The following is a 24,027-nucleotide window of genomic DNA, read 5'->3' on the forward strand; positions in this document are numbered from 1 at the left end:
CCCTGCCCTGGTGCTGCACGAGTCCAGCACGAAAGGGCATCCTGCGATGAACCCCACCGACCACAACGACACCCCTGAGTCCACCGCTCAGTCCGCCATCGAGTCCACCTCGACCACCGTGCACGAGTCCGCCGGGTCGGCGGGGGAACTGGCCACCGTCCACCACCTCGCCACCCGCTCTGAGCAGCGCGAGTCCAACCCCGAGTCCGCCGGACCGGTGATGGACGCCGAGATCGTCAGCGACGAGGAATACCGGCTGATCACCGACCAGCGAGCGCAGCGCGCGGCCCGCTACGCCGGATACCGCCAGGACCTGTCCACGGTCGCGCACGGCACCGCCGTCGTGGTCCGGGGCGGGCGGAAGGTGGTCCGCGCGAAGGGTGCCCCGGCGTTCCGGTTCGTCCGTCGCCACGCCACCTACATCTCCAAGGGCGCCGAGGCCGAACGCCAGCGCCGCAAGGCCGACCGGGGCCAGTTCGACGCCCGCGCCGCCCGCAAGGCCGCGCTGGTGTCCGGGGAGCTGGACCGGGTGGCGGAGCTGAACTCGCAGATCATCGAGCAGAAACGCGTCGCTGCCGAAGCCGCGAAGCTGCGGTTCGAGCTGGCGTGGCAGATCACGAAGAAGACCGCGGTCGTGCTGGTGCTGCTGCTCGGGATCTCGCTGGTGTTGGGGCTGCTCAACGGGTTCGGCGGCTGGTTCGGCGACTGGAACCTCACCGACGTGCTGCGCACCATCGGCGCCGTCCTGACCACCGGCGCGGCGGTGGTGACCTGGTCGGTGCTGCACGCGTGGCTGATCGGGCTCGCGGCGGCCGGGGTGTGGGCGTTCCGCCGTTGGAAGGACGGTGTCAAGCTCGGGGAACAGGTCCTGCCGGAGTCGCTGCGTCGCCGGAGCGCGAGCGTGGCCTACCAGGAATTGAACGAGAAAACGCTGGTCACGGCGTTGGCGAACATCGGCAACACCAAGCTGAACGCCGCGATCAAGGACGGCTGGCCCAACAGGGACACCGACCAGGCGTGGGTGCGGTTCCCGATGCTCGCCGACGGCGGCAAGGCCTACACCGCCAAGATCCGGCTCCCCATGGGCGCGTCGGTGAAGGACGTGAACAAGGCCAAGGACCTGCTCGCGCACAACCTGGGCTGCCGGTCGCAGGAGCTGTTCCTCGACGCGGACGAGGGCGACCCGACCGTGCTGGACCTGTTCCGGCTCGAACCCGGCGTCCTGCGCGAGCTGGTGGACCCGTATCCGCTGCTCACCGAGGGTTCCACGGACTTCTTCACCGGTTTCCCGGTCGGGCAGAGCCCGCGCGGGTCGACGGTGACGACCACGGTGAACGAACGGAACTTCGTGTTCTCCGGTGCCATGGGATCGGGCAAGACCACCCTGGTGCTGGACCTGCTGGCCGGCGCCGCCCTGGACCCGCTGGTCGACATCGACGTGTTCTGCTTCGCGGAGAACTTCGACTACGACCCGCTGGCCCCGGTGCTGTCCACGTTCGTCAAGGGCGACACCGAGGACAACGTCACCGCCTGCCTGGAACACATCGAACACCTCTACGCCGACCTCGCCGTGCGCGGCCGTCTGCTGGAGAAACACCAGGTCAGGGCCGTGAATCGGGAGGTCGCGGCGCGGGAGCCGGGGTTGCGGCCCCGGATCGTGGTGATCGAGGAATGCCAGGCGTTCTTCCGCCAGGACAAGCCCGAGGACCGCAAGAAGCTGGTGAACATGCTGGTCAGGTTCTACTCCGCCGCCCGGAAATACGGGATCGTGCTGGTGTTCGCCACGCCGAACCCGTCGGACGCCAGCCTGCCGCGTGACCTAATGGCCGTCACTACGAACAAGGCGTGCGGCGCGATCGGGGACAAGGCCCGGAACAACATCGTCCTCGGGGAGAAAGCCCACGAAAACGGCATCTCCGCCCTGGGCTTGAAGCCCAAGACCAAGGACGCGCTCAACGACTGCGGGACCACCGTGACCGTGGGATTCATGGACACCCCCGGCCTGCTCCGGTCGTTCTACCTCACCCCCGACGACCTGGCCGCCATCGCCGCCCGCGGGGCGGAGATGCGCGGCGGCGCCAGCACCCCCAGGTCGCTGGAACCGCAGGTCAGGGACCTGATCGAGGACCTGGCCACCGTCATGACCGGCGACGAGCCAGTCAACGCCGGGGACCTGGTCGGCGCGCTGCGCAATCTCGACCCCGGATACAAGCCCTACAAGGAGCTGACCAAGCCCAAACTCGTCAAGGAACTCGACGCCCTGGGCATCAAACCGCCGTCGACCGGCAACCTCTACCCCGTCGACCCGGTCACTGTGCGTCAACGCTTTGCGGGGCGGGACGAGGTCGCCGCGATCGAGGGCCCGGACGCCTGAGTTACGGCCCCGACCCGGCCGCCGGACCCCGATTTCGGGGTTCCGGCGGCCGGAAACCGGCCCTGACCTGGGCGATAACTCCGTAACTTTCCGCTGATCAGACCGGGTTACAGGCCGTTTTGGGCGCGAGTTACCGATGTAACTCGCACCCTGGGCCGTAACCCTCCCCGTAACTCGCGCCATCACCCGCCGCCGCCCGGTCGCGGGCCGTCGCCGACCCCACGGTCGGTCACTCATAGTCACAGATAGGGAGGTTTCGTCATGGGGTTGTTCAGTCCGGCCCGCGATCCGGAAGACCCGGAACAGCTGGCAACCGCCGCGCACGAACTCGGTCACGCCTGGGTCTGGAAAGACGCCGGGTTCACGGTCACCGAGATCCGGTTCCTGGGCGATGAAGGCTGGGTCAGCCTCGCCAAGGTCCGGGAATCGGACTGGGACCAGCGGGCCATCAGGGACTACGCGGTCGGCTGCTGGGCCGGTTTCGAGGCCGAAGAGCGATGGCGACGCGAGCACCGCCTCAAGCCCGCCCGCCGTGGACACGCCGCGCACGACATCAAGGTCTTCAAGAACTTCGCCAAGGAACTCAAGCCCGCCCTGTCGGAGGGCAAGGCCCGCTCGCTTGCCCGTGACCGAGTCGCCCGCCGCTGGTCGCAGATCCAGCGGCAGGCCCCGGTCCTGGTCCGCGACGGCCGGATCTCGCTCTGACCCGGCTGTCCCCGATCCGGGCAGCCGCGGCCCCTCCATCACACGACGTCCGCCGGACCGGCGGCAGGCGCTCGACGCCCTGCCGGTCCGGCGGACCCCAACCACGTCAAGGAGTCCCGTCATGTTCCTGCCCATGCCCGACTTGGTCACCACCGACGCCTACGCCTGCTTCGGGGTGCGCCATCCCACCGTGCTGGTCCTCGACGACGGGAGCGTGTTCGCGGTCGGTTTCACCCGGCCCGACATCGCCCGTGACGCCATCGGCGCCGCCGCGCTCGACATCGGGGTGCCCCTGCCGACTCGGGACGACGCGGGCGTGTTCCGGCTGGCTTGGTTCGCCTACACCCACGCGCTCCGACACGGCGACCCGATCATGCGCCGCGCCGCGCCGGGCGAGGACGGCGCGTTCCCGGTCATCGTGTGGCGCGCGGTCGACATCGACACCGCCCGCGCAGTCCAGGCGGCCGACCTCGTCACGCTGGCGGTGGCCGCGTGATCGCCCGCACGATCGCCACCGTCGCGCTCGCCGCCGCTGTCGCGTCGACCCCGGCCGGATGCCAGGACTCGAGAACCCCGCCGCCCGCGAAGCCGACGCCGGCCGCCGCCGACCACGGCACCGCGCGGATCGACGCTCCCGCTGTCCGGGCCCGGCTGGCGAAACTGAAGGTCACCGTCGAGGACACCGGCAACGTCTACCGGCGCGCGGACTGGCCGCACTGGGAGACCGTCTCCGGTGCCTGCGACGCCCGCGAAAACACCCTGAAATCCCAAGGCGCCAAGGTGACGACCGGTCCCGGGTGCAAGGTCACCGGCGGCCGGTGGGTGTCGCCGTATGACGGGGTCACCGTCACCGACGCGAAATCCCTCGACGTCGACCACATGGTGCCGCTGGCCGAAGCCGCCCGCTCCGGCACCCGCTCCTGGTCCCGTACCGATCGCCAGCGGTACGCCAACGACCCGCGCGTCCTGGTCGCCGTCACCGCGAAATCCAACCGGTCCAAAGGCGACTCCGACCCCGCGAAATGGCTGCCCGCCAAAGACCGATGCGGCTATCTCGCCCGCTGGGTCGAGACCAAGCACGACTACCGCATGACCGTCGACCCGGCCGAGCGCGACGCGATCGCCGCCGTGCTCCGCCGCTGCTGAAAGGAAGTGACGCCGATGTCGAGTGTTCACCTGATGACGACCTACGACGTGAACGGGGAGGAGGTCGTGAGCGTCTGCTCGTGCTGGTTCGGCGAGTCGCACCTCGGGGAAGCGCGCCGGGGGCATCCGGTCGTCGGCGCGGCGATCAGTGCCGGGGCCCCGAATTCCCTGCCGGGTCACCAAACCTGGTCGGCCGCCCACGGCTGCGAGTGCGGCTTTGCGTGTCCCTCGATCGCCTACTGGCTCGCGCACCTGGAGGCCTTGTGACGAACGGAAACCCGGGCATGAGCGGTCTCTACGGCGAAGTCGCGTCGGCGGCGGGGGTGTATCAGCCGCTGCTGGTGCCACCCGCCGGAACCCGCCGGGTCGACGCCGTCCGGCTGGTCGCCGCCGCCTGCACGACACGGGTGACGATCACCGCCGCGATCCACCAGCCCGTCGACGGGGCGCCGCGGTTCACGCTGATCCGGGATCCGAGCGTCTCGGACGGCGCACCGGGGATCGGCGACTACGCCGCGATCGCCGCTTCGCTCAAGGAGAACCACGGCTGGCGAGTCCTGGAAGCCGGTGATCCGAGCCTGCCGGTCACGGTGATGCTCGGACTGCGCGAGGGCTACGGCAAGCACGCCGTGGTGCACGACTCGGACGATGTCCGGGCCCTGCTCGGCTTCTACGGCGCCAGCGGGGTGTACGTGTCCGAGGTGCACCTGATGTGCACGCGGCATCTCGACGGCGAAGTGCGGGTCTACGACGAACCCGGCGTGCTCATCGTCGGCGGGCCGTCGATCCTGCCCGCCGTCACCGGCGTCGCCGCCCGGCTGGCGCAGCACCGGTTCGTCGTCACCGACCGGGACCAGGACCGCACCTACGCCCTGCGCCGACGGTGACCGCCGCCGGGCCGGTCAACGACTTCCGCTTCGTTGACCGGCCCGGCTGGGAGCGGGATGTGTTCTGGCGAAAGGAGGCAGACCGATGCACGACGCCCAACGGCGGACGCTCCTCGACATCGCGCTGACGATGGCTGGCAGAGGGTGGTTCGTGTTCCCGATCATGCCGGGCCGGAAGTGGCCGCCCGCCTGGCATCGCGAGGAACGCTGTCCGGGACGAGGGCCGTGCGGCGCCGGGCATGTAGTCCCGGAAGCCCTGGCCACCACTGACCCCGAGGTGATCGAACGGGTGTGGTCGTGGGAGCCCTACAACGTCGCGGTCTATCCCGGGAAGTCCGGGCTGCATGTCATCGACTGCGACGTCCGGAAACCGGCGGAGCCGGCCGGGCCCGACGGCTGGGACGAACTCCAGGCGCTGGCCGCCGACCGGGGCGGCCCGTTGCCGGAGGCGTGGACGACCACGACCCCGTCCACCGGCCGCCAGCTCTGGTACGCGACACCACCCGGGTGCCGTCTTCCCTGCACGGTCAAGCACATCGCGCCGCATGTGGACACCCGTGGCTGGGGCGGCTACGCCCTCGCCCCGGGCTCGGTGCGTGAGGACGGGGCCTACGAACTGTTCGACGACACCGACCCTCCGGAACTTCCGGGGTGGTTGGTCCAAGCCTCGCTCAAAACCCTCTCCACGGCCGTCTCAGCGGGCAAGGAGAAGCCCGTAGCGGCGCCGAACGCCTACGTGGCACGCGCAGTGGCAGGCGAGACCGACCGTGTCCGTGCGGCGCCGTCAGGGCAGCGGAACAAGGCGTTGTCGACTGCCGCCTACGCCCTCGGTCAGCTCGTCGGTGCCGGACTGCTCGACCTCGCGCACGCCCGGGCCGAACTCCAGGCCGCGGTCACCGCCTGGAACACCCCCGAATCGATGACCAAGGACTTCGGAGTCATCGACACCTCTCTGCGTGCCGGGAGCCGCAACCCCCGCCGCGTCAACCGGAAAGCGGCCTGACCCCAGGCCGGTCGCACCACCAACCCACACACCCCGGCCGTCGACCGGCGGCCGGAATCCTCACACCGGAAGGAAACACCACCATGTCGAAGAACCGTTTCGAGTGGATCGTCAAGACCAGCGAGATCACGCAGGGCGGCATCAAGTACACCGCCGCCGAGGCGTGGGCTATCGCGGGCAAGCGCGCTGGCGCGCACCTCAAGAGCACCATCGACTCGGCTGCGATCAGCGTCAACGGCGAGACGATCTCGGTCACCAAGGGCACGCTCGCCAGGGAGATCGCCGCCAAGGTCAAGGCCAGCAAGTAGTCCCTCTCAATCGTTGCAGGGCCCGCGCAGCCACCCCGCTGCGCGGGCCCTGCCCGTGCTGGCCGGGAGGGCAGCGATGGCACGTCAATACCCGTGGGTGCTCGCGGCGGTGCCGTGGTCACCCGATCTGGAATACACCCGCGGCCGCTTGTACGGGAAACCGTTGCTGTCGCGCAACACCGCACCCCGTCACCTGCTCGCCACACGCCGACAGCTCCGGGCCACCGGGAAACGGCCCGGCGGGCAGGATCCGGTGGCGTTCCTGTACTTCCGGTGCCGCAAGGCCGGGAAGACTGTCTACGCCAACCTCTACCTCATCGACCAGGCCAAGCCCGTCCGGCCGATGACGCCCGGCCGGCGGGCGGCGCTGGCGAAGGCGATGGCCGCCCGCCGTACCTGCCGCGAATGCCGGGAGACCGGCTACGCCGAACTCCCCAAAGCGCACCGCACATGCGAAGCCTGCCTCTACAGCTCCGGTCTCGACACCGACTCGTATCTGCACGAGTTCCTGCACGGCGAACCCACTCTCGACGCCGCCGGGCACGCCGCCCTCACCACTTGCCACCACAGCATCGGATGGGAGCTCGCCGCATGACACCGACCCTGATCTCCACGATCGGCCCGGCCGGGGCCGGGAAGACCACCTGGCGTACCCGGCACACCCCGCCGCGGGCTGTGGTGGTGTCGCTGGACGAAACCCGCGCCGCGCTGGCGCCGTGCGGATGCTCGTCGAACCAGACAGTCAACGCCGCCGCCGTCGCCGCCGGGTACGCCACCACCCGCCAGGTGCTCGCCGACGGCGGCACCGTGGTGTGGGACGTGACCGGCTACCTGCCGCGGTTCCGGACCGAACTGCTCGACCTCGCCGCCGAGTTCGGCGCACGCACCGTCGGGCTGGTGATCCTGCCGCCGCTGCTGACCGCACTGGCCCGCAACGGATCCCGAGACCCCCGCCGCTGCCCGGACTGCGGATACGCCCGCCGCGTTCCCGACCACGTCGTCTGGCGGATGCACCACGACATCGCCACCGCGGTCCCGCACCTGCACCGCGAGGGCTGGCACGAACTCCGGTTCCTGGCCCTGCCGCCCTACCTGCACACCCGCCAGCACCGACCCGAGGAGAACTGATGTTCACGACGTATCACGAGTTCGCCGGGTTCGGCGGCGACACCACCGGCGTGCTCGCCGTCCCCGGCACCGAGGGCATCCTCGCGGCGAACCACGACCCGATCGCCATCGCCACCCACGGGCTGAACCACCCGGGGATGGACCACTACCGCGGCGACATCGCCAAGGCCGACATCGGCGGGTTCCCGCGCGTGGACTTCTTCTGGGGCTCACCGGCGTGTCCGCCGTGGACGGACGCACGCGGGGTGAAACGGGACTTCGACCAGAACCTGCAAGGGGTCCTGTTCGACCCCAAGACCGGCCCGAAAGCGCTCGACCCCTCGGTGGCGCGGGCACGGGCGCTGATGGAGGAGATCCCGCGCTACCTGCGCGCGATGAACCGGCGCGGCAAACCCGTGCTCGGTGGCGTCGTGGAGAACGTCGTGCAGGTGGTGAAGTGGTCGGCGTTCAAGCGCTGGCGCCGGGAGATCGAGGCCGAGGGCTACCTCACCTGGCTGATCGCGCTCAACGCCATGCACGTCGCCGGTCCGACGCTGGGGAAGGTCGCGCAGTCCCGGAACCGGTTCTTTCTCGGCTACTGCCACAAGAGCCTCGGACGCGTCCCGGATTGGGACAAGTGGCTGCGCCCCAAGGCGTACTGCTCAGGCTGTGACGAGATCGTGGACGCGATGCAGGTGTTCAAGAAGCCCACGGATGTGATGGGCGTCTACGGCATCCGCAACGGCCAGTACGTCTACAAGTGCCCGCACCGCAAGTGCCGCAACCAGATCGTGGAGCCGGAGGTGCTGGCCGCGTCGTCCATCATCGACTGGAGCCTGGACCCGGGGCAGCGGATCGGGGAACGGGTCGACGAACGCGGCCGGCCGGACCCGCTCACGCCGAAGACGATGGATCGGATCGAGGCCGGGCTGGAGCGGCACATGGGCGCGCTGCTGGCCCCGGCCGGAGGCACCTGGCGCCAGCACGCCACCTCGGTCGACGAACCGATGCCCACCAGGACCACCCGGGAAACCGACGGGCTGGTGTGCCCGCCGCTGCTCGTGTCGTGCGCGGCGCGGGCCGGGGTGGGTACCGCGATCACCGTCGACCGGCCGATGCGGTCGCAGACCTGCCGCCGGGAGACCGCGGTCGTGGTTCCGCCGTTCATCTCCATCCAGCGCAACGGCGGCTCCGCCAAGACGGCCTACCCGGTCGGCGGGCCGATCCCGACCGTGTCGGCCGGAGGCAACCACCACGGCCTGGTCGGCCCACCGACCGAGGGCCGGGAGCTGGCGCTGCTGATGTCCTACTACGGCAACGGCGGAACCCACCGCACCGACCAGCCGATCGGGACGCTGACCACCAAGGACCGCTACGCCCTGCTCGGCGGCGAGGGCCCGCCGGTGGACAAGTGCACCTTCCGGATGCTCGAACCCCACGAGATCGGCGCCGGGATGGGCTTCCCGTCCGGCTACAAGATGTCCAGCAAGGTCAAACGCGCACAGGTCCGCGGCTACGGCAACGCCGTCCCGCCCGCCATGGCCGAGGTCCTCGCATCCGCGTTGATCGAGACCTTCTCCGGTGAACCACTGGAACCCGCCGCGTGACCCGGCGGACGCACCATCCGCACGACCGAAGGAGGCCCTATGTCCACATCCGTACCCAGCGCATCGCCGTCCAGCGGGGGCACGCCGCTGTGGGTCATCGGGGACGACGGCCGCCCGGTCTTGCGGGTCGGTGAGGAAGACCCGGAGATGATCCGGGTCCTCACCCGGGCTCTCGACGGGCGGATCATCCCCGGCAGCTACGTGGCCGACGGCGCACCGGTGGTGCTGGAGGAGATCTCCGGCGCGGCCGGGCCCGTCGCCGCCGACGACGACGCCGCCCTGCCGATCACCGCCTCGACGCTCAAGCCGTCGCTGTTCGCGGCGCTACTGGCCGAACACGCGACCGTGATGGGGGCGAAGAACGGGAAGTCGGCGGAGGTCACCCCGGCCGGGCCGGTGCTGTCCGCAGTGCTCGCCCGGCGATCGTGGCCGGGTCTGCCGGTGCTGAACGGGATCATCTCCACCCCGGTGCTCCGACCGGACGGAACGCTGCTGCAAACGCCCGGATACGACCCGGACACCAAGTTCTACTTGGCCAGCAACAACCACCTCGCCCCGATCCCGGACAAGCCGAGTGCGGACCAGGTGGCCGCCGCGCGGGAATTCCTGCTGGACAAGTTCCTCTGGGACTTCCCGTGGCGGACCCCGGCAGACAAGGCCAACTACATGGCCTTGCTGGCCACCCCGCTCATCCGGCCTTACACCCGCGCGCTGTCCCCGTTCGGTCTGGTCGAGGCGTCCATGCCCGGGTCGGGGAAAACGATCCTGACCGGCTGCGTCGGGCTGCTGGTGGGGCAGACCGTGCAGAACTGGACCGAATCGGAGGACGAACTACGCAAGACCATCACCAGCGTGCTGGCCGAACCGTCCGGCGTCATCGTGTTCGACAACATCAAGGAGGGAACCGCGCTCGACTCCGCCACACTCGCCCGGCTGATGACCGAACGGTCGTGGTCGGACCGGAAACTCGGCACCAACACCGCCCCGACCTACACCAACGACCGGCTCTGGCTGGCCACCGGGAACAACCTCCGCACCGGCGGCGACATGGCGAGCCGGACGGTCTGGGTGCGCCTCGACCCCGACTGCCCCCGGCCGGAAGCACGCAGCGGGTTCACCATCCCGAACCTCGATTCCTGGATCCTGGAACCGAAAAACCGGGCGGTCGTGCTGCGTCACCTCCTGGTGCTCATCCTGGACTGGACCAACCACGGCGCACCGGAAGCATCCGGCACCATCCCGCAGATGCGGCAATTCACCGCCTGGGCCAAACACCTCGGGGGATTCCTCGAACACCACGGAATCGGCCACTTCCTCGCCAACGCCGAATCCGTACGCGGCCTCGACGAGGACAACGCGGAATGGATGAACTTCCTCCACACCTGGCACGAACTGCACGGCGACCGCCGCCTCACCGCGCAGGAACTCCGCCAGTCCGGCGAACCCACCGCGGGCACCGACCCCTGGGCCGGGACCTTCCCCACCGACCGGGCCGGAAAGCCCCTGTCCGCCCGGTCTCTGGGCAAGAGGCTCGCAGGACACATCGACCGCTGGCACACCGACATCGTTCTACGCAGCGTGATCGACAGCCACCACAACTGCCGGACCTACTGGACCGAACCGTTCACGCCCACCACGAACGACGACACGTCCGAAAACCGCGACCAGTAGTCCTGGCCAGCCGAAACCCGCTTGCCCGCCCCGCGCGGGTTTGCGGGTTTGCGGGTTTGCGGGTCTCGCCCCCGTATGTAAACCCGCAAGCATATACGCAGGTCAAGCACCACTTTGCGGGTTTGCGGGTTTGCGGGTTTGGTTTCAGCCCCCACGTCCCGAGGGCTCTGGGACTGCTCTGGGCATGAGCGTCATTTGGCTACACATCGTCACCGCGACCGGGTCGCCGGGCATCTACCGGCGACCCGGTCGTCCTGCCTGCACGAAAGGAGTTCGCCATGGGTCAGGATCACGCCTTCATGAGGCGACTTCTCAGCATCACCGAGGTGTGCGAAGAGATGGACGTTGCACCATCCACCTTCTACGAATGGCGCGCGACAAATCGAGCGCCGAAGTGTCTCAAGCTGCCGAACGGCGCCGTTCGCATCCGACGCAGCGACTTTGAAACTTGGCTGGCTGAACGGGAGGTGGCTGCGTGATCACCCTGTCGTACAAGGTGCGGATCTGGAAATTGGAGTCCCGCGTAAACGCGGCGGGGAAGGTGACCAGCTACCGCGCGAACTGGATGGTCGAGCAAGAGAAATTCAAGGAGTCGTTCAAGCTCTACACGCAAGCGGACGGTTTCCGTTCGTCGTTGCTCGCTGCGCAGCGTGCGGGCGAACCGTTCGACATCGTGACCGGGCGCCCGCGATCGATGACGCAGCCCAAGGGCGACATGACCTGGTATCAGTTCACGGAGTCCTATGTGGACATGAAATGGCCGGATACCGCCGCGACGGCACGGCAGACGATCGCCGAAGCCCTGATTCGCGTGATGCCGGTGTTCATGCAGGAAGCCAAGAATCGTCCTGACGCCAAGGTGGTGCGGTCCGCTCTGCGCCAATGGGGCTACAACACCGAGTACCGCACCGGCCGCGAGGTTCCGGAGGACGTCGAGAAAGTGCTGGCGTGGTGTCGGCGCAAGACGGTGTCGGTGAAAGCGGTGACCGACCCGGATGTTCTGCGTGCTTTGCAGCGTGCGGTGACCCGGCGCCTCGACGGCAAACGGTTTGCGCCGAGCGTGGCGCGAAAGACCCGGGCGGTGCTGTTCAACGCACTCGACTACGCGGTCGAACGCGAGTTGATCGACTCCAATCCGCTGAGTTCGGTGAAGTGGTCCGCCATGCCGTCGGGCAAGAGGAAGGTCAACAAACGAGCAGTGCCGAACCCTGTGCAGGCGCGCACCCTGCTGGCCGGGGTCGGTTCCCTTCCGCGTAGCGGACCGCGGCTGGAGGCGTTCTTCGGCGCGATGTACTACGCCGGCCTCCGCCCGGAGGAGGCGGTCGCTCTGAACAAGCGCAACATCGCGTCACTCCCGGAACCGGAGTGGGACGACGAACGTGGGGAGCACGTCTACGACTGGGGCGAGTTCCACCTGGACCTCGCCGAACCGCACGCGGGAGGACGGTGGACGGACAGCGGAAAACCGCGCGACGAACGACCCCTGAAAGCCCGCGGCGAAGGGGAGGGGCGCACAGTGACCTTCCCGCCCGACCTGACCCGTCTGCTGTGGCGCCACATCCGATTGTTCGGGTACGCGCCGGACGGACGGCTGTTTCAGGGGGAGCAGGGCGGCGAGGTGCCGATGATCACCTACACGCGGGCGTGGCGGTCGGTGCGGAAACTGATCCTGAGCGAGGAAGCGCAAGCGACTCCGCTGGCCTCGCGACCCTACGACCTCCGTCACGCGGCCGTCAGCACCCAGCTGGCGGCCGGGGTCGACCCGGCCACAGTGGCGGAGTGGGCAGGGCACTCGGTGTCGGTGCTGCTGGAGATCTACGCCGCGTTCCTCGACAAGGGGGAGGCGGCCAACCGGGCACGCATCGAGAAGATCCTGGGCCACAAGCCGAAGACATGAGCACGTGGGTTCCCCATGGGAACGCATTGGGGACAGACACCCGTGTGAAGCCGGATTTGGCCGGAGTCAGCTGGAGTGCGGGGAAGATCGGAAAATCAGCGATACCGCTGGTCAGATGCGGTTTTCCTCGCACTTCGTAGTGTGCCCTCGGCAGGATTCGAACCTGCGACACCTGCCTCCGGAGGGCAGTGCTCTATCCCCTGAGCTACGAGGGCGTTGCCGCCTGGGCGACGTTGGAAGCTTAGCGCATGTCTCCCGGCCCTCTCACGAGTGGTGGTCGTTAGCCGTTGTGGTGCTCGACGACGCGGGCGAGCAGCCTGGTCAGCTGCTCGCGTTCGGCGGGGTTCAGTGGCGCGAGGAGCGCGTCCTGCGTGTCTCTGATCAGGTCTTCCAGCTGGTCCAGGCGCTGGGTGCCGGGGTCGGTGAGGCTGATCAGGTTGCGTCGGGCGTCGGCGGGGTCGGGGGTGCGGTCGACGTGGCCCGCGGCGGCGAGTTCGTTGATGACGGCGACGACGTCGCTGCGGTCGATGCCGGTGCAGCGGCTCAAGGCGGCCTGGCTCGACGGGCCGTTCTCGTCGATGGCCGCCAGGATCCCGTAGTGGTACCGGCGGGAGCCGCTTTTCGCGAACTCGTCCATGGCGAGCCGGTGGGCCACGGTGGCGGCCTGGTTGACCAGCCAGCTGGCCTTGGTGCGGAGCCGGACGGGTGCGGTGGTCATCGGGACAGCGTAGCGTTGGTGTCACCAACGAACTGGGAGGACGCATGATCGAACCGTTCGAGGTGGCGATCCCCGAAGCCGCCATCGCAGATCTGCGGACCCGGCTGCGCGCCACGCGCTGGCCCGAACCAGCCACTGTGGACGGTTGGGAGCAAGGGGTTCCGCTGGAGTTCGCGCGCGAGCTGTGCCGGTACTGGGCGGAGGACTACGACTTCGGTTTGGCGGCCCGTGTCAACGCTTTCCCGGGTTTCAAGACCACTGTGGACGGCCTCGGGATCCATTTCCTCCACGTTCGCTCGCCGGAGCCGGACGCGACCCCGCTCGTGCTCACGCACGGCTGGCCGGGTTCGGTGGTCGAGTTCCTCGACGTGCTCGGCCCGCTGACCGATCCCGCGGCGCACGGGGGCGATCCGGCGGACGCCTTCCATGTCGTGGCGCCGTCGCTGCCGGGGTTCGGCTGGAGTGACAAGCCGTCGTCGGCGGGGTGGAACGTCGAGCGGATCGCCCGGGCCTGGGACGAGCTGATGGGGCGGCTCGGCTACGGGCGTTATGCCGCGCAGGGTGGTGACTGGGGTGCCGGGGTGACGAACATGCTCGCCAAGGTCGCGCCGGAGCGGCTGATCGGTGTGCACGTGAACATGGCGGGTGTCCCGTACGACGAGACCCGGCTCGGGGAGCCGACGGCGGAGGAGAAGGCGGCGATCGCCGATCTGGCCCGGTTCCGCGCGGTCGGGTCCGCGTACTCGCAGCAGCAGGCCACGCGTCCGCAGACGGTCGGCTACGGCCTCACCGACTCGCCGGCGGCGCAGGCGGCGTGGATCGCCGAGAAGTTCCGGGAGTGGACCGACAACGACGGCTCGCCGGAGACCGCGCTGTCCTGGCGGCGGATGGTCGACGCGATCTCCGTCTACTGGTTCACCGGGACGGCGGCCTCGTCGGCGCGGATCTATTGGGAGAGCAAGGAGCGGGACCTCTCCGCTGTTGAAGTTCCTTCGGGTATCTCGATCTTCCCGAGGGAGATCATCCGGCCGTCCCGGCGCTGGGCGGAGCTGCGCTACACCGATCTTCGCTGGTACGAGGTGCTGTCCAAGGGCGGTCACTTCGCCGCGTTCGAGCAGCCCGAGGCCTTCGTCGGCCAGCTGCGGGGGTTCTTCCGGTCGCTTCGGTAGCGGTGCGTGTCGGTACCAGGTTTCGGGAAGGCCCTCATGGGGGATGGCTTCCCTGTGCGGCTTAAGACATGGTGAACTTAGGCTCACCTGTATTGCACATATGCGCATGTGACAATATATTCGGCCTGTCGACTTCACGAGAGGCGGAGCAATGGGTCACGGGCACGGGCATGGGACGGCCTCGCCGTCGAGCGCGTCAGGCCGCTACCTCAAGAGCTTGACGATCGCCCTGGTCATCGGCGCCGGCTTCATGGTCATGGAGTTCATCGTCGGGTTCGCCACGGGCTCGCTCGCGCTGATCTCCGACGCCGCGCACATGTTCACCGACGTCCTCGGGGTCGGCATGGCGCTGGCGGCCATCATGCTCGCCCGGCGAAGCGGCCCGACCCTCACCCGGACGTTCGGGTTCTACCGGGCCGAGGTGCTCGCGGCACTGGGCAACGCCATCCTGCTGTTCGGTGTCGCGGGCTACGTGCTGATCGAGGCCATCGGCCGCATCAGCGACCCGCCCGTCGTACCCGGCCTGCCCGTCCTGCTGGCCGCGGCGGCGGGTCTCGTCGCGAACATCGTCTCCTTCCTGGTCCTGCGCAAGGGCGCGGAGGAGAGCATCAACGTCCGCGGCGCGTACCTCGAAGTCCTCGCCGACCTGATCGGCTCCGTCGGGGTGCTGCTGAGCGGCGCGATCACGCTGCTGTTCGGCTGGCGCTACGCCGACCCGATCATCGGTGTCGCGATCGGCCTGTTCGTCCTGCCCCGCACCTACGCCCTCGCACGGCGCGCGCTGCGGATCCTGTTCCAGCACGCGCCGAAGGGGGTCGACGTCGCCGGGATCCAGGCCGAACTCGGCGGGTTGAAGGGCGTCGAGGACGTCCACGACCTGCACGTCTGGACGCTGACTTCGGGGATGGAGGTCGCTTCGGCGCACCTCACCATCGCACCGACCGTCGAGCAGGCGGCGGTGCTGACCGAAGCGCAGAACCTCCTGGCGGACCGCTACTCGATCGAGCACGCGACGTTGCAGATAGAAGTGCCCCAATGCGCGCAGCGCTGCCGGGAGCTTTCCTGGTAGCACCGTCTCCATCGTCAGCCCCCGATGCGCGTGAAGGCCCCCTTCCCTCGTCTCAGCCGAGGGAAGGGGGCCTTCACGGAACAACAGAACCGCTCAAGCAGGAAGCGGAGCGGCACCGCGTTCCTGCAACAGCCCCTTCATCAGGGTGATCTCGGCACCCTGCGACACCAGCATGCTCTGCGTCAGCGACTTCACGTCCGCGATCGCCGTGTGATCGTGGCCGTACTGGGCCATCGCCGTCCCGCCCTCGTGGTGCCGCAGCATGAGCTGGAGGAAGAAGACGTCCATGTCCTTGCCGGTCAGCGACCGCAGTTTGGTCAGTTCGGCCGTCGTCGCCATGCCGGGCATCGGGGCGCCGTTCGACGGCTTCATGCCGGCGTCGCCGTGCGCGCCGTGGCCTGCCATCGGTTCGGTCATCCAGGTCATGTAGGCGCCGGTCGCCTGCTCTGGCTGGCCCCACAGGCCGAGCCAGCCCTTCATCCGGCCGACCTGGCCGGTCTGCGTGCGCTCGATGTCGAACGCGAGGGTTTTGATCGCCGGGTCGGCCGTGTGGTCCCGCGCCCAGCCCGCCATGGTGACGGCCTGGAGGTGGTGCACCGACATGTCCTGTGCGAAGCCGACCTCGACCGAGCCCGCGGCCGGGGTCGCGGGCTCCGCGTCGGAGTCGATCAGCCTGGTCGTCAGGGCGCCGAGGCCGAAGCCGAGGATCAGCATGACGACCAGGGCGGCCCCGATCACCAGCCATCGGCTCTTGGTCGACCGTGAGGTGTCGTCCGGTTCGTCGACGTACTGGAGATCGGGGTCCACTTGGCTCACTACTTGCTCGCGGGCGCCGAGGGCTGGGTGGCGGGCGCGGACGGCTGACCGGCGCCGGGCTGGTCCTGCTGCGTTCCGGCGGTGCCCTTGTAGTCCATCGGCTTCGCGTCCGGCCCCGGCGGGGTCGGGTCGAAGTCGCCCGGCTCGATCTGCGCGTCGCAGGTGGCGTCACGCTCGGGGTACGCGCCGAACGGGTTGGTGCGCAGCGCGGCGATGAACTGGTCGATCCGCTCGTCGGAGGCGGAGTCGAGCTTGAGCTGGTGGCCCCAGGACTGGACCGAGATCGGCTTGTCCAGGTTCGGGTACGGCGACATCACCGTGTACGGCTTGCCCTCGACGCGGACCCGCAGAAGCTCCAGCGCGTCGCCGGAGATCTGGGCCGGGTTGTAGGCGATCCAGACGGCGCCGTGCTCGAGGCCGTGGACCAGGTTCTCGTTGCGGACGGCCTTCTCGTAGACGACGCCGTTGCACGCGGCCCAGGCCTGGTCGTGCGGGCCACCGAAGGGCGGGGTCTTGTCGTAGGCGACGCGCTCGGCGGCCGTGACGTGCACGGATCCCTCGTAGGTCGCCGTGGTCACGCCGGCGATCCGCTTCGAGGGGTCGGGGTCCTGCTGCGAGGGCGCGAAGGCGGCCGCGGCCTCTTCGCGGGTCTTCTGGTCGCGCTTCGGGGCCGAGGCGACCATGTAATAGGTGACCACCGAGGCAGCCAGGGCGACGATCGCGACGACGGCGATGATCGTGCCCCAGGGCGTGCCCTTCTTGGACACGACGGAACTACGGGCGGCCTTCATGGCGTTCTTCGACGACGCGCCCTTTTTTCTGGTTGTCCCGTTAGCCATGGCTCCTGCGTTCTCCAAAGGGGGTGGTCCCTGCGCGGGCCAGTGTAGAGACCCCGCGTCTGATCACCGTGAACGCCTGCGATGATCACCGGCTTGGCTCACACCTTCCGGCGGTCGCTGCGAAGCCCGGACCAGGTCGCACCTAGAATTCCGCGAGTGACTCCCGCAGCTCTCGCCGACCTGGTCCGTAACTCCGCCGTGCAGGTTCTCGCCGCGCGCGGCCTCGACGATTCCGTGCTGCCGGAGAAGGTGACGATCGAACGTCCCCGCAACCCCGAGCACGGCGATTACGCGACCAACCTGGCGCTGCAGGTGGCCAAGAAGGCGGGGATGAAGCCCCGTGACTTCGCCGACGCGCCGACCGAAGCCCTCGCCGCGACCGACGGGATCGACTCGGCGGAGGTCGCCGGGCCGGGCTTCCTCAACCTGCGGCTCGCCGCGGACGCGCAGGGCCAGATCGTCCAGCAGGTGCTCGACGCCGGTGAGAAGTACGGCCTCGGCGACGCGCTGGCCGGCCTCAAGATCAACCTCGAGTTCGTGTCGGCGAACCCGACCGGCCCGATCCACCTGGGCGGTACGCGTTGGGCCGCGGTCGGCGACGCGCTGGGCCGCGTGCTGTCCGCGCAGGGCGGCCTGGTCACCCGGGAGTACTACTTCAACGACCACGGCGCGCAGATCGACCGCTTCGTCCGGTCCCTGGTCGCCGCCGCCAAGGGCGAGCCCGCTCCCGAGGACGGCTACGCGGGCGGCTACATCAACGACATCGCCGCCGAGGTCATCCGCCAGGAGCCGAGCGCGCTTTCGCTGCCGGACGACGAGCGGGCCGAGACCTTCCGCCGGGTCGGCATCGAGCTGATGTTCACCGAGATCAGGCAGAGCCTGCACGACTTCGGCACCGATTTCGACGTCTATTTCCACGAGAACTCGCTGCACGACTCCGGCGCCGTCGCGTCGTCGGTCCAGCAACTGAAGGACTCCGGCAACCTGTACTTCGAGGACGGCGCCTGGTGGCTCAAGTCCAAGGAGCACGGCGACGACAAGGACCGAGTCGTCATCAAGAAGGACGGCAACCCGGCCTACATCGCCGGTGACCTCGCCTACTTCCAGGACAAGCGCAAACGCGGTTTCGACCTCTGCATCTACATGCTCGGCGCGGACCACCACGGCTACATCGCCCGCCTGAAGGCCGCCGCGGCCGCCTTCGGTGACGACCCGGCCGTGGTCGAGGTGCTGATCGGCCAGATGGTCAACCTGGTCTCCGATGGCAAGCCGGTCCGGATGAGCAAACGGGCGGGCACCGTGATCACCATGGAGGACCTGGTCGGCACCGTCGGCGTCGACGCGGCCCGCTACGAGCTGATCCGCTACTCGGTCGATTCCACTTTGGACATCGACCTCGATCTGCTGCGCAAGCACTCCAACGACAACCCGGTCTACTACGTCCAGTACGCCCACGCGCGGCTGGCTTCGTTGCAGCGCAACGCTTCCGACCTGGGCCTGAAAACAGATGGCGAAGTGGACTACGGCCTGCTTACGCTGCCCGCCGAGGGCGATCTGATCCGCACGATCGGCGAATTCCCGACCGTCCTCCGCCGGGCCGCACTGCTGCGCGAACCGCACCGCGTCGCCCGGTACCTCGAAGAACTCGCCGGCGCGTACCACAAGTTCTACACCGTGGGCCGTGTTCTTCCCCAGGGCGACGAGGAGGCCACCCCCCTCACGTTCGCCCGGCTCGCGCTGTGCCAGGCCGCCCGCCAGGTGCTGGCGAACGGCCTCAACGTGCTCGGTGTCTCTGCTCCGGAACGGATGTAAAAGCAATGGCTCACCCCGCGGGCCCCCGCCACGCCGACGTCTACCCCCACGCCGACGCCTCCGGTTTCCCGCCGTCGAGTCCGGAAGAACTCGACAGGCTGTACCCGAAAGTCTGGCCCCGTAACACCTTCCGCGGTGGAGACGGCGTCGTGCGCATCGCGGGCGTCGACGTCCGCGAACTCGCCGAGAAGTACGGCACGCCGCTGTTCGTGGTCGACGAGGCCGACTTCAAATCCCGCTGCGCCGACTACGCCGAGGCGTTCGACGACCCGGCGCTCGTGCACTACGCGTCCAAGGCGTTCCTCTCCATCGAGATCGCCCGCTGGGTGGCCGAGCAGGGGCTGAGCCTGGACGTCTGCAGCGGCGGCGAACTCGCCGTCGCGCAGCGCGCGAACTTCCCGGCGGAGCGGATCACCTTCCACGGCAACAACAAGTCGCTGCCCGAGCTGGAAGCCGCTGTCGAAGCAGGCGTCGGCACGGTCGTGGTGGACTCCTACTACGAGATCGCGCGGCTGGCCGATGTCGCCGCCAGGCACGACGTCGTGCAGAACGTGCTGATCCGGGTCACCGTCGGCGTCGAGGCGCACACCCACGAATTCATCGCGACCGCGCACGAGGACCAGAAGTTCGGGTTCTCGCTGGCCTCCGGTGACGCGGCCGAGGCCGTGCGCCGCGTGCTCAACGCGCCGTCGCTCAAGCTGATCGGCCTGCACAGCCACATCGGTTCGCAGATCTTCGACGCCGACGGTTTCGAGGTCGCCGCCCGTCGCGTGGTCGGCCTGCTGGCCGAACTCGGCAAGGAGCACGGCGCCGATCTGCTCGACCAGCTGTCGATCGTCGACCTCGGTGGCGGTTTCGGTATCGCCTACACCGACAAGGACAACCCGCCCCCGCCCGCGCAGATGATCACGCAGATCCGCGAGATCGTCCGCAAGGAATGCGAGTACGCGGGCCTTCCGGTGCCGAAGATCGCCGGCGAGCCGGGCCGCGCCATCGCCGGTCCCGGCACGATCACGCTGTACGAGGTCGGCACCATCAAGGACGTCTCGCTCGGCGACAAGGCCGCCCGGCGGTACGTCAGCGTCGACGGCGGCATGAGCGACAACATCCGCACCGCGCTCTACGACGCGGTGTACGACTGCCGTCTCGTTTCCCGTTCCGCCGACGACGACGGGGACGGCCAGGCCGCCGCCGCGCTGTCCCGGGTCGTGGGAAAACACTGTGAGTCCGGCGACATCGTCGTCCGGGACTGCTGGCTCCCCGACACTCTTGCTCCCGGCGACCTGCTCGCCGTGGCGGCCACCGGGGCGTACTGCTACTCGATGGCCAGCGGCTACAACCGGCAGCCGCGGCCCGCGGTGGTGGCCGTGCGCAACGGCAGCGCCCGCGTGCTGCTGCGGCGGGAGACGACGGACGACATGCTGCGCCTGGAGGTCTAGCAAGTGTCTACTGTGGACGGACGCGTGATCAGGGTCGCCCTGCTGGGCTGCGGCACGGTCGGCGGTGAGGTGGTCCGGCTGCTCACCGAGCAGGCCGAGGAACTCGCCGCCAGGGCGGGCGCACGCGTGGAGCTGGCCGGGATCGCGGTACGGCGCCCCGACAAGCACCCCGAGCTGCCGCCGGAACTGGTGACCTCCGACGTGACGAAGCTCGTCACCTCCGACGACGTCGACGTCGTCGTCGAGCTGGTCGGCGGCATCGAGCCGGTGCGGCAGTGGCTGCTCGACGCGCTCAAGGCCGGGAAATCCGTTGTCACGGCGAACAAAGCGCTGATGGCCGAGCATTCCGCGGAGCTGTTCGAGGCCGCCGACGCGGCAGGCGTGGACCTGTACTTCGAGGCGGCCGTCGCCGGGGCGATCCCGTTGCTGCGCCCGCTGCGCGAATCGATGGCCGGTGACCGCATCACCCGCGTGATGGGCATCGTCAACGGCACCACCAACTACATCCTGTCCGCGATGGACTCCACCGGCGCCGGTTACGCGGAAACGCTGGAAGAGGCCAGCAGGCTCGGATACGCCGAGGCGGATCCGACGGCCGACGTCGACGGCTACGACGCGGCGTCCAAGGCCGCGATCCTCGCCTCGCTCGCGTTCCACACCCGGGTGACGGCTTCCGACGTGCACCGTGAGGGCATCGCCGACGTCACCGCGTCCGACCTCGCCGCGGCGAACGTGCTGGGCCGCACGGTGAAACTGCTCGCCATCTGCGAGCGCGTCACCGCCGACGACGGCACCGAATCCGTTTCGGCGCGCGTGCATCCGGTGATGATCCCGCGCAACCACCAGCTCGCCGGGGTCGGCGGCGCGTACAACGCCGTCTACGTCGAGGCCGACGCTGCCGGTGAGCTCATGTTCTACGGTCAGGGCGCCGGTGGCGCGCCGACCGCGAGTGCCGTGCTCGGCGACCTCGTCGCGGTGGCTCGAAACCGGGTCGTCGGCGGCCGTGGCCCGCGCGAATCCGCGCACGCCGCGCTCCCGGTCAGGCCGATGGGCCAGACGCCGACGCGGTACCACGTCAGTCTCGACGTGGCCGATCGAGCGGGCGTCCTCGCCCAGGTGGCCCAGGCGTTCGCCGGGCACGGTGTCAGCATCGCCGCGGTGCGGCAGCGCGACGCCAACGACACGGCCAGCCTGGTCGTGGTCACCCACCTGGCGCCGGACGCGGCACTGCGGTCCACTGTGGACGACATTGCCGAGCTCGATGTGGTGAACCAGGTCGTCAGTGTGATGCGTGTGGAAGGCGAAGACCAGTGATTCCCCAACCATGGCCAGGAATCATCCAGGCTTATCCCGACCGGATCCCGGTCCCCTCCGGCGCGAAGGTGATCACGCTCGGCGAGGGCAACACCCCGTTGCTGCCGGCCCCGCACCTTTCCGGACTCACCGGATGCGAGGTCTACCTCAAGGTCGAGGGCGTGAACCCGACCGGATCGTTCAAGGACCGCGGGATGACCGTGGCCATCACGCACGCGCTCGCCAGCGGGCTCCAGGCGGTCATCTGCGCCTCCACCGGCAACACGTCGGCGTCGGCCGCGGCGTACGCGGCCCGCGCCGGGCTCACCTGCGCGGTCCTCGTCCCGCAGGGCAAGATCGCGATGGGCAAACTGGCACAGGCCGTGCAGCACGGCGCGCGGATCCTGCAGGTGGACGGCAACTTCGACGACTGCCTCGAACTCGCGCAGAAGACCGCGATCGACTATCCGGTGACCTTGGTCAACTCGGTCAACCCGGTGCGCATCGCCGGCCAGAAGTCGGCCGCGTTCGAGATCTGCGACGTGCTCGGCCGGGCGCCGGACATCCACTGCCTCCCGGTCGGGAACGCGGGCAACATCACCGCGTACTGGGCCGGATATTCCGAGTACGCGGGCGACGGTGTGGTGAAGAACACCCCGCGGATGTTCGGTTTCCAGGCGGCCGGTGCCGCACCGCTGGTGCACGGCGAGCCGGTGGCCGATCCGGACACCATCGCGACCGCGATCCGCATCGGCAGCCCCGCGTCCTGGGACGGCGCGATGAAGGCGAAGAACGCTTCCGCCGGGCTGTTCGAGGCGATCACCGACGAGAAGATCCTCGAGGCGTACCGGCTGCTGGCCCGCAAGGAAGGCGTGTTCGTCGAGCCCGCTTCGGCGACCAGCGTCGCGGGCCTGCTCGCCACGGCCGCGGACGGACGCCTGCCGAAGGGTTCGACGGTTGTGTGCACCGTCACCGGACACGGTTTGAAGGACCCCGCCACCGCGTTGGAAGGCAACGTCGAGGTCGAGCCGCTCGCCGTCGACCCGACCGCCGTCGCCGCCGCGCTGGACCTGCGATGACGTTGATCGAGGTCAAGGTCCCGGCGTCTTCGGCGAACCTCGGCCCGGGATTCGACACCCTCGGCCTCGCGTTGGCGTTGTACGACCGGGTCGAGCTCCAGATCACCGACGCGGGGCTCAAGATCGAGGTGACCGACGTCGGCGCGGGCGGCGTGGAAGACGTCCCGACCGACGAATCACACCTGGTCGTCCGCGCTTTCCGGCGTGCTTGCGAGCACCTCGGTCTCAAGCCGCCTGGCGTGGCACTGCGGTGTTTCAACGCCATTCCGCACGCCAGGGGCCTCGGCTCGTCCGCGGCCGCCGTGGTGACGGGCGTCGCAGCGGCGTACGCGCTGGCGGAGAAGGCTTTGGACGACGACGCGCTGCAACTGGCCGCCGGGTTCGAGGGACACGCGGACAACGCCGCCGCGAGCCTGCTGGGCGGCTTCGTGGTCGCTTGGAACGAGGGCGAGCGGTTCCGTGCCGAGCGGCTCCAGCCGCATCACGACATCCGGCCCGTGGTCGCCATCCCGGCGCTGAGATCCTCCACGGACGCGACGCGCGGACTGCTGCCCGCGCAGGTCCCGCACGCCGACGCGGCGTTCACGGCGGGCCGCGCGGCGCTCGCGGTCCACGCGCTCACCGCGCGGCCCGACCTGTTGCTCTCCGCGACCGAAGACCGGCTCCACCAGCATTACCGGGCGCCGGCGTATCCGGCGAGCAGCGAATTGGTGCGCGCGCTGCGGGCCGAAGGGGTGGCCGCGGCCATCTCCGGAGCCGGCCCGACCGTACTCGCGCTGACCACCGGCGGAATACTCCCGGCAGGCGTCGACGTTACGTCTTTCGAAGTCACCGAGCTGCCGATCGATCCGGGCGGCGTCCAGGTTGCGGCCCAGTAAAGCCTCGGTCACAGGCAGGCGCCTCGCCCCGCCACGCGGGGGGTGGTTGTTGCACCGGGCCGTGGCGCGGTCTACCCTCGGGGGCGTTCGATCACCGTGCGTTTCCGCACCCGGTGCCGGTCCAGGTGACCAGTGTCATCCTTGGCCCGCATCCTTCGTTGATCCGCCAGTACCGCACACCGTTTGGCAAGCGGGAGTGGCGGATGGACG

Annotated in this window: 24 protein-coding genes and 1 tRNA gene; 21 read left to right on the top strand and 4 right to left on the bottom strand. The window is 69.2% G+C overall.

Translation table 11 applies throughout. The features are described from left to right. Positions 1-46: 46 nt before the first annotated feature. From DL990_RS20165 to DL990_RS41885, 14 genes are all read left to right on the top strand, one after another. Positions 47-2,374, top strand: coding sequence for a zonular occludens toxin domain-containing protein (locus tag DL990_RS20165; protein WP_233620522.1), 2,328 nt, complete (start codon positions 47-49; stop codon positions 2,372-2,374). A gap of 261 nt (positions 2,375-2,635) precedes the next feature. Further along, positions 2,636-3,079 (top strand): hypothetical protein, encoded by a 444-nt coding sequence (locus DL990_RS20170; RefSeq protein ID WP_125799567.1) that lies wholly within the window; start codon positions 2,636-2,638, stop codon positions 3,077-3,079. A gap of 121 nt (positions 3,080-3,200) precedes the next feature. After that, positions 3,201-3,575, top strand: coding sequence for a hypothetical protein (locus tag DL990_RS20175; protein WP_125799568.1), 375 nt, complete (start codon positions 3,201-3,203; stop codon positions 3,573-3,575). Continuing rightward, positions 3,572-4,225 (top strand): HNH endonuclease family protein, encoded by a 654-nt coding sequence (locus tag DL990_RS20180; protein ID WP_233620523.1) that lies wholly within the window; start codon positions 3,572-3,574, stop codon positions 4,223-4,225. The genes DL990_RS20175 and DL990_RS20180 overlap by 4 nt, the downstream gene beginning before the upstream one ends. Before the next feature lie 33 nt (positions 4,226-4,258). Beyond that, entirely contained in the window at positions 4,259-4,492 is a 234-nt protein-coding gene (locus DL990_RS20185; protein WP_125799569.1) for a hypothetical protein, read from the top strand. After that, positions 4,489-5,112, top strand: a complete 624-nt coding sequence (locus tag DL990_RS20190; RefSeq protein WP_125799570.1) for a hypothetical protein — start codon at positions 4,489-4,491, stop codon at positions 5,110-5,112. Before DL990_RS20185 ends, DL990_RS20190 begins: the two co-directional genes overlap by 4 nt. An 85-nt stretch (positions 5,113-5,197) precedes the next feature. Next, on the top strand, positions 5,198-6,115 hold the full coding sequence (locus DL990_RS20195; protein WP_125799571.1) for a bifunctional DNA primase/polymerase: 918 nt from the start codon (positions 5,198-5,200) through the stop codon (positions 6,113-6,115). Between the two features lie 83 nt (positions 6,116-6,198). Continuing rightward, positions 6,199-6,423, top strand: coding sequence for a hypothetical protein (locus DL990_RS20200; RefSeq protein WP_125799572.1), 225 nt, complete (start codon positions 6,199-6,201; stop codon positions 6,421-6,423). Positions 6,424-6,499: 76 nt separating this feature from the next. After that, positions 6,500-7,018 (top strand): RRQRL motif-containing zinc-binding protein, encoded by a 519-nt coding sequence (locus DL990_RS20205; protein ID WP_125799573.1) that lies wholly within the window; start codon positions 6,500-6,502, stop codon positions 7,016-7,018. Beyond that, a complete protein-coding gene (locus DL990_RS20210) occupies positions 7,015-7,551 on the top strand; it encodes an AAA family ATPase (RefSeq protein WP_158632640.1) in 537 nt (178 codons plus the stop codon). The genes DL990_RS20205 and DL990_RS20210 overlap by 4 nt, the downstream gene beginning before the upstream one ends. Beyond that, the gene (locus tag DL990_RS20215) at positions 7,551-9,137 is read left to right on the top strand and encodes a DNA cytosine methyltransferase (RefSeq protein ID WP_233620524.1); all 1,587 of its coding nucleotides are present in this window, start codon (positions 7,551-7,553) and stop codon (positions 9,135-9,137) included. Before DL990_RS20210 ends, DL990_RS20215 begins: the two co-directional genes overlap by 1 nt. Positions 9,138-9,176: 39 nt before the next feature. Beyond that, positions 9,177-10,808, top strand: a complete 1,632-nt coding sequence (locus DL990_RS20220; protein WP_199746487.1) for a hypothetical protein — start codon at positions 9,177-9,179, stop codon at positions 10,806-10,808. 278 nt (positions 10,809-11,086) lie between these two features. Next, the gene (locus tag DL990_RS20225) at positions 11,087-11,287 is read left to right on the top strand and encodes an AlpA family transcriptional regulator (protein ID WP_125799575.1); all 201 of its coding nucleotides are present in this window, start codon (positions 11,087-11,089) and stop codon (positions 11,285-11,287) included. Further along, positions 11,284-12,705, top strand: a complete 1,422-nt coding sequence (locus tag DL990_RS41885; RefSeq protein ID WP_233620525.1) for a hypothetical protein — start codon at positions 11,284-11,286, stop codon at positions 12,703-12,705. The genes DL990_RS20225 and DL990_RS41885 overlap by 4 nt, the downstream gene beginning before the upstream one ends. A gap of 142 nt (positions 12,706-12,847) precedes the next feature. Here DL990_RS41885 and DL990_RS20235 read toward each other — a convergent pair. Both DL990_RS20235 and DL990_RS20240 read right to left on the bottom strand, forming a co-directional pair. Next, positions 12,848-12,920 (bottom strand) — tRNA-Arg (locus DL990_RS20235). 65 nt (positions 12,921-12,985) lie between these two features. Continuing rightward, entirely contained in the window at positions 12,986-13,423 is a 438-nt protein-coding gene (locus DL990_RS20240) for a MarR family winged helix-turn-helix transcriptional regulator (RefSeq protein WP_125799576.1), read from the bottom strand. 44 nt (positions 13,424-13,467) lie between these two features. Here DL990_RS20240 and DL990_RS20245 point away from each other — a divergent pair, with 44 nt between their 5' ends. Together DL990_RS20245 and DL990_RS20250 are read left to right on the top strand one after the other, a co-directional pair. Then, positions 13,468-14,592 (top strand): epoxide hydrolase family protein, encoded by a 1,125-nt coding sequence (locus tag DL990_RS20245; RefSeq protein WP_125799577.1) that lies wholly within the window; start codon positions 13,468-13,470, stop codon positions 14,590-14,592. Positions 14,593-14,743: 151 nt separating this feature from the next. After that, on the top strand, positions 14,744-15,661 hold the full coding sequence (locus tag DL990_RS20250) for a cation diffusion facilitator family transporter (protein ID WP_125785155.1): 918 nt from the start codon (positions 14,744-14,746) through the stop codon (positions 15,659-15,661). A 93-nt stretch (positions 15,662-15,754) separates the two neighbouring features. On the opposite strand, the gene DL990_RS20255 is transcribed toward DL990_RS20250, so the two are convergent. Beyond that, complete coding sequence (locus DL990_RS20255; RefSeq protein ID WP_125785231.1) at positions 15,755-16,468, bottom strand: DUF305 domain-containing protein; 714 nt, start codon at positions 16,466-16,468, stop codon at positions 15,755-15,757. An 8-nt stretch (positions 16,469-16,476) separates the two neighbouring features. Further along, on the bottom strand, positions 16,477-17,268 hold the full coding sequence (locus DL990_RS20260; RefSeq protein ID WP_125785230.1) for a DUF3105 domain-containing protein: 792 nt from the start codon (positions 17,266-17,268) through the stop codon (positions 16,477-16,479). A gap of 204 nt (positions 17,269-17,472) precedes the next feature. On the opposite strand from DL990_RS20260, the gene argS reads away from it, so the two are divergent. The 5 genes from argS to thrB are packed head-to-tail and all read left to right on the top strand — an operon-like array spanning position 17,473 to position 23,817. Next, positions 17,473-19,128, top strand: coding sequence for an arginine--tRNA ligase (gene argS, locus DL990_RS20265; protein WP_125799578.1), 1,656 nt, complete (start codon positions 17,473-17,475; stop codon positions 19,126-19,128). Between the two features lie 5 nt (positions 19,129-19,133). Then, positions 19,134-20,567 (top strand): diaminopimelate decarboxylase, encoded by a 1,434-nt coding sequence (gene lysA / locus DL990_RS20270; protein ID WP_125785153.1) that lies wholly within the window; start codon positions 19,134-19,136, stop codon positions 20,565-20,567. A 3-nt stretch (positions 20,568-20,570) separates the two neighbouring features. After that, complete coding sequence (locus tag DL990_RS20275) at positions 20,571-21,881, top strand: homoserine dehydrogenase (RefSeq protein ID WP_199746488.1); 1,311 nt, start codon at positions 20,571-20,573, stop codon at positions 21,879-21,881. Further along, on the top strand, positions 21,878-22,939 hold the full coding sequence (gene thrC / locus DL990_RS20280; RefSeq protein WP_125785152.1) for a threonine synthase: 1,062 nt from the start codon (positions 21,878-21,880) through the stop codon (positions 22,937-22,939). The genes DL990_RS20275 and thrC overlap by 4 nt, the downstream gene beginning before the upstream one ends. After that, positions 22,936-23,817 carry a homoserine kinase gene (gene thrB / locus DL990_RS20285; protein WP_125785151.1) on the top strand — a complete coding sequence of 294 codons (882 nt, stop codon included), beginning with the start codon at positions 22,936-22,938 and terminating at the stop codon, positions 23,815-23,817. Before thrC ends, thrB begins: the two co-directional genes overlap by 4 nt. Positions 23,818-24,027 lie beyond the last annotated feature (210 nt).

It is taken from the genome of Amycolatopsis sp. WAC 01416, assembly GCF_003947485.1.
Taxonomy (GTDB): Bacteria; Actinomycetota; Actinomycetes; order Mycobacteriales; family Pseudonocardiaceae; genus Amycolatopsis.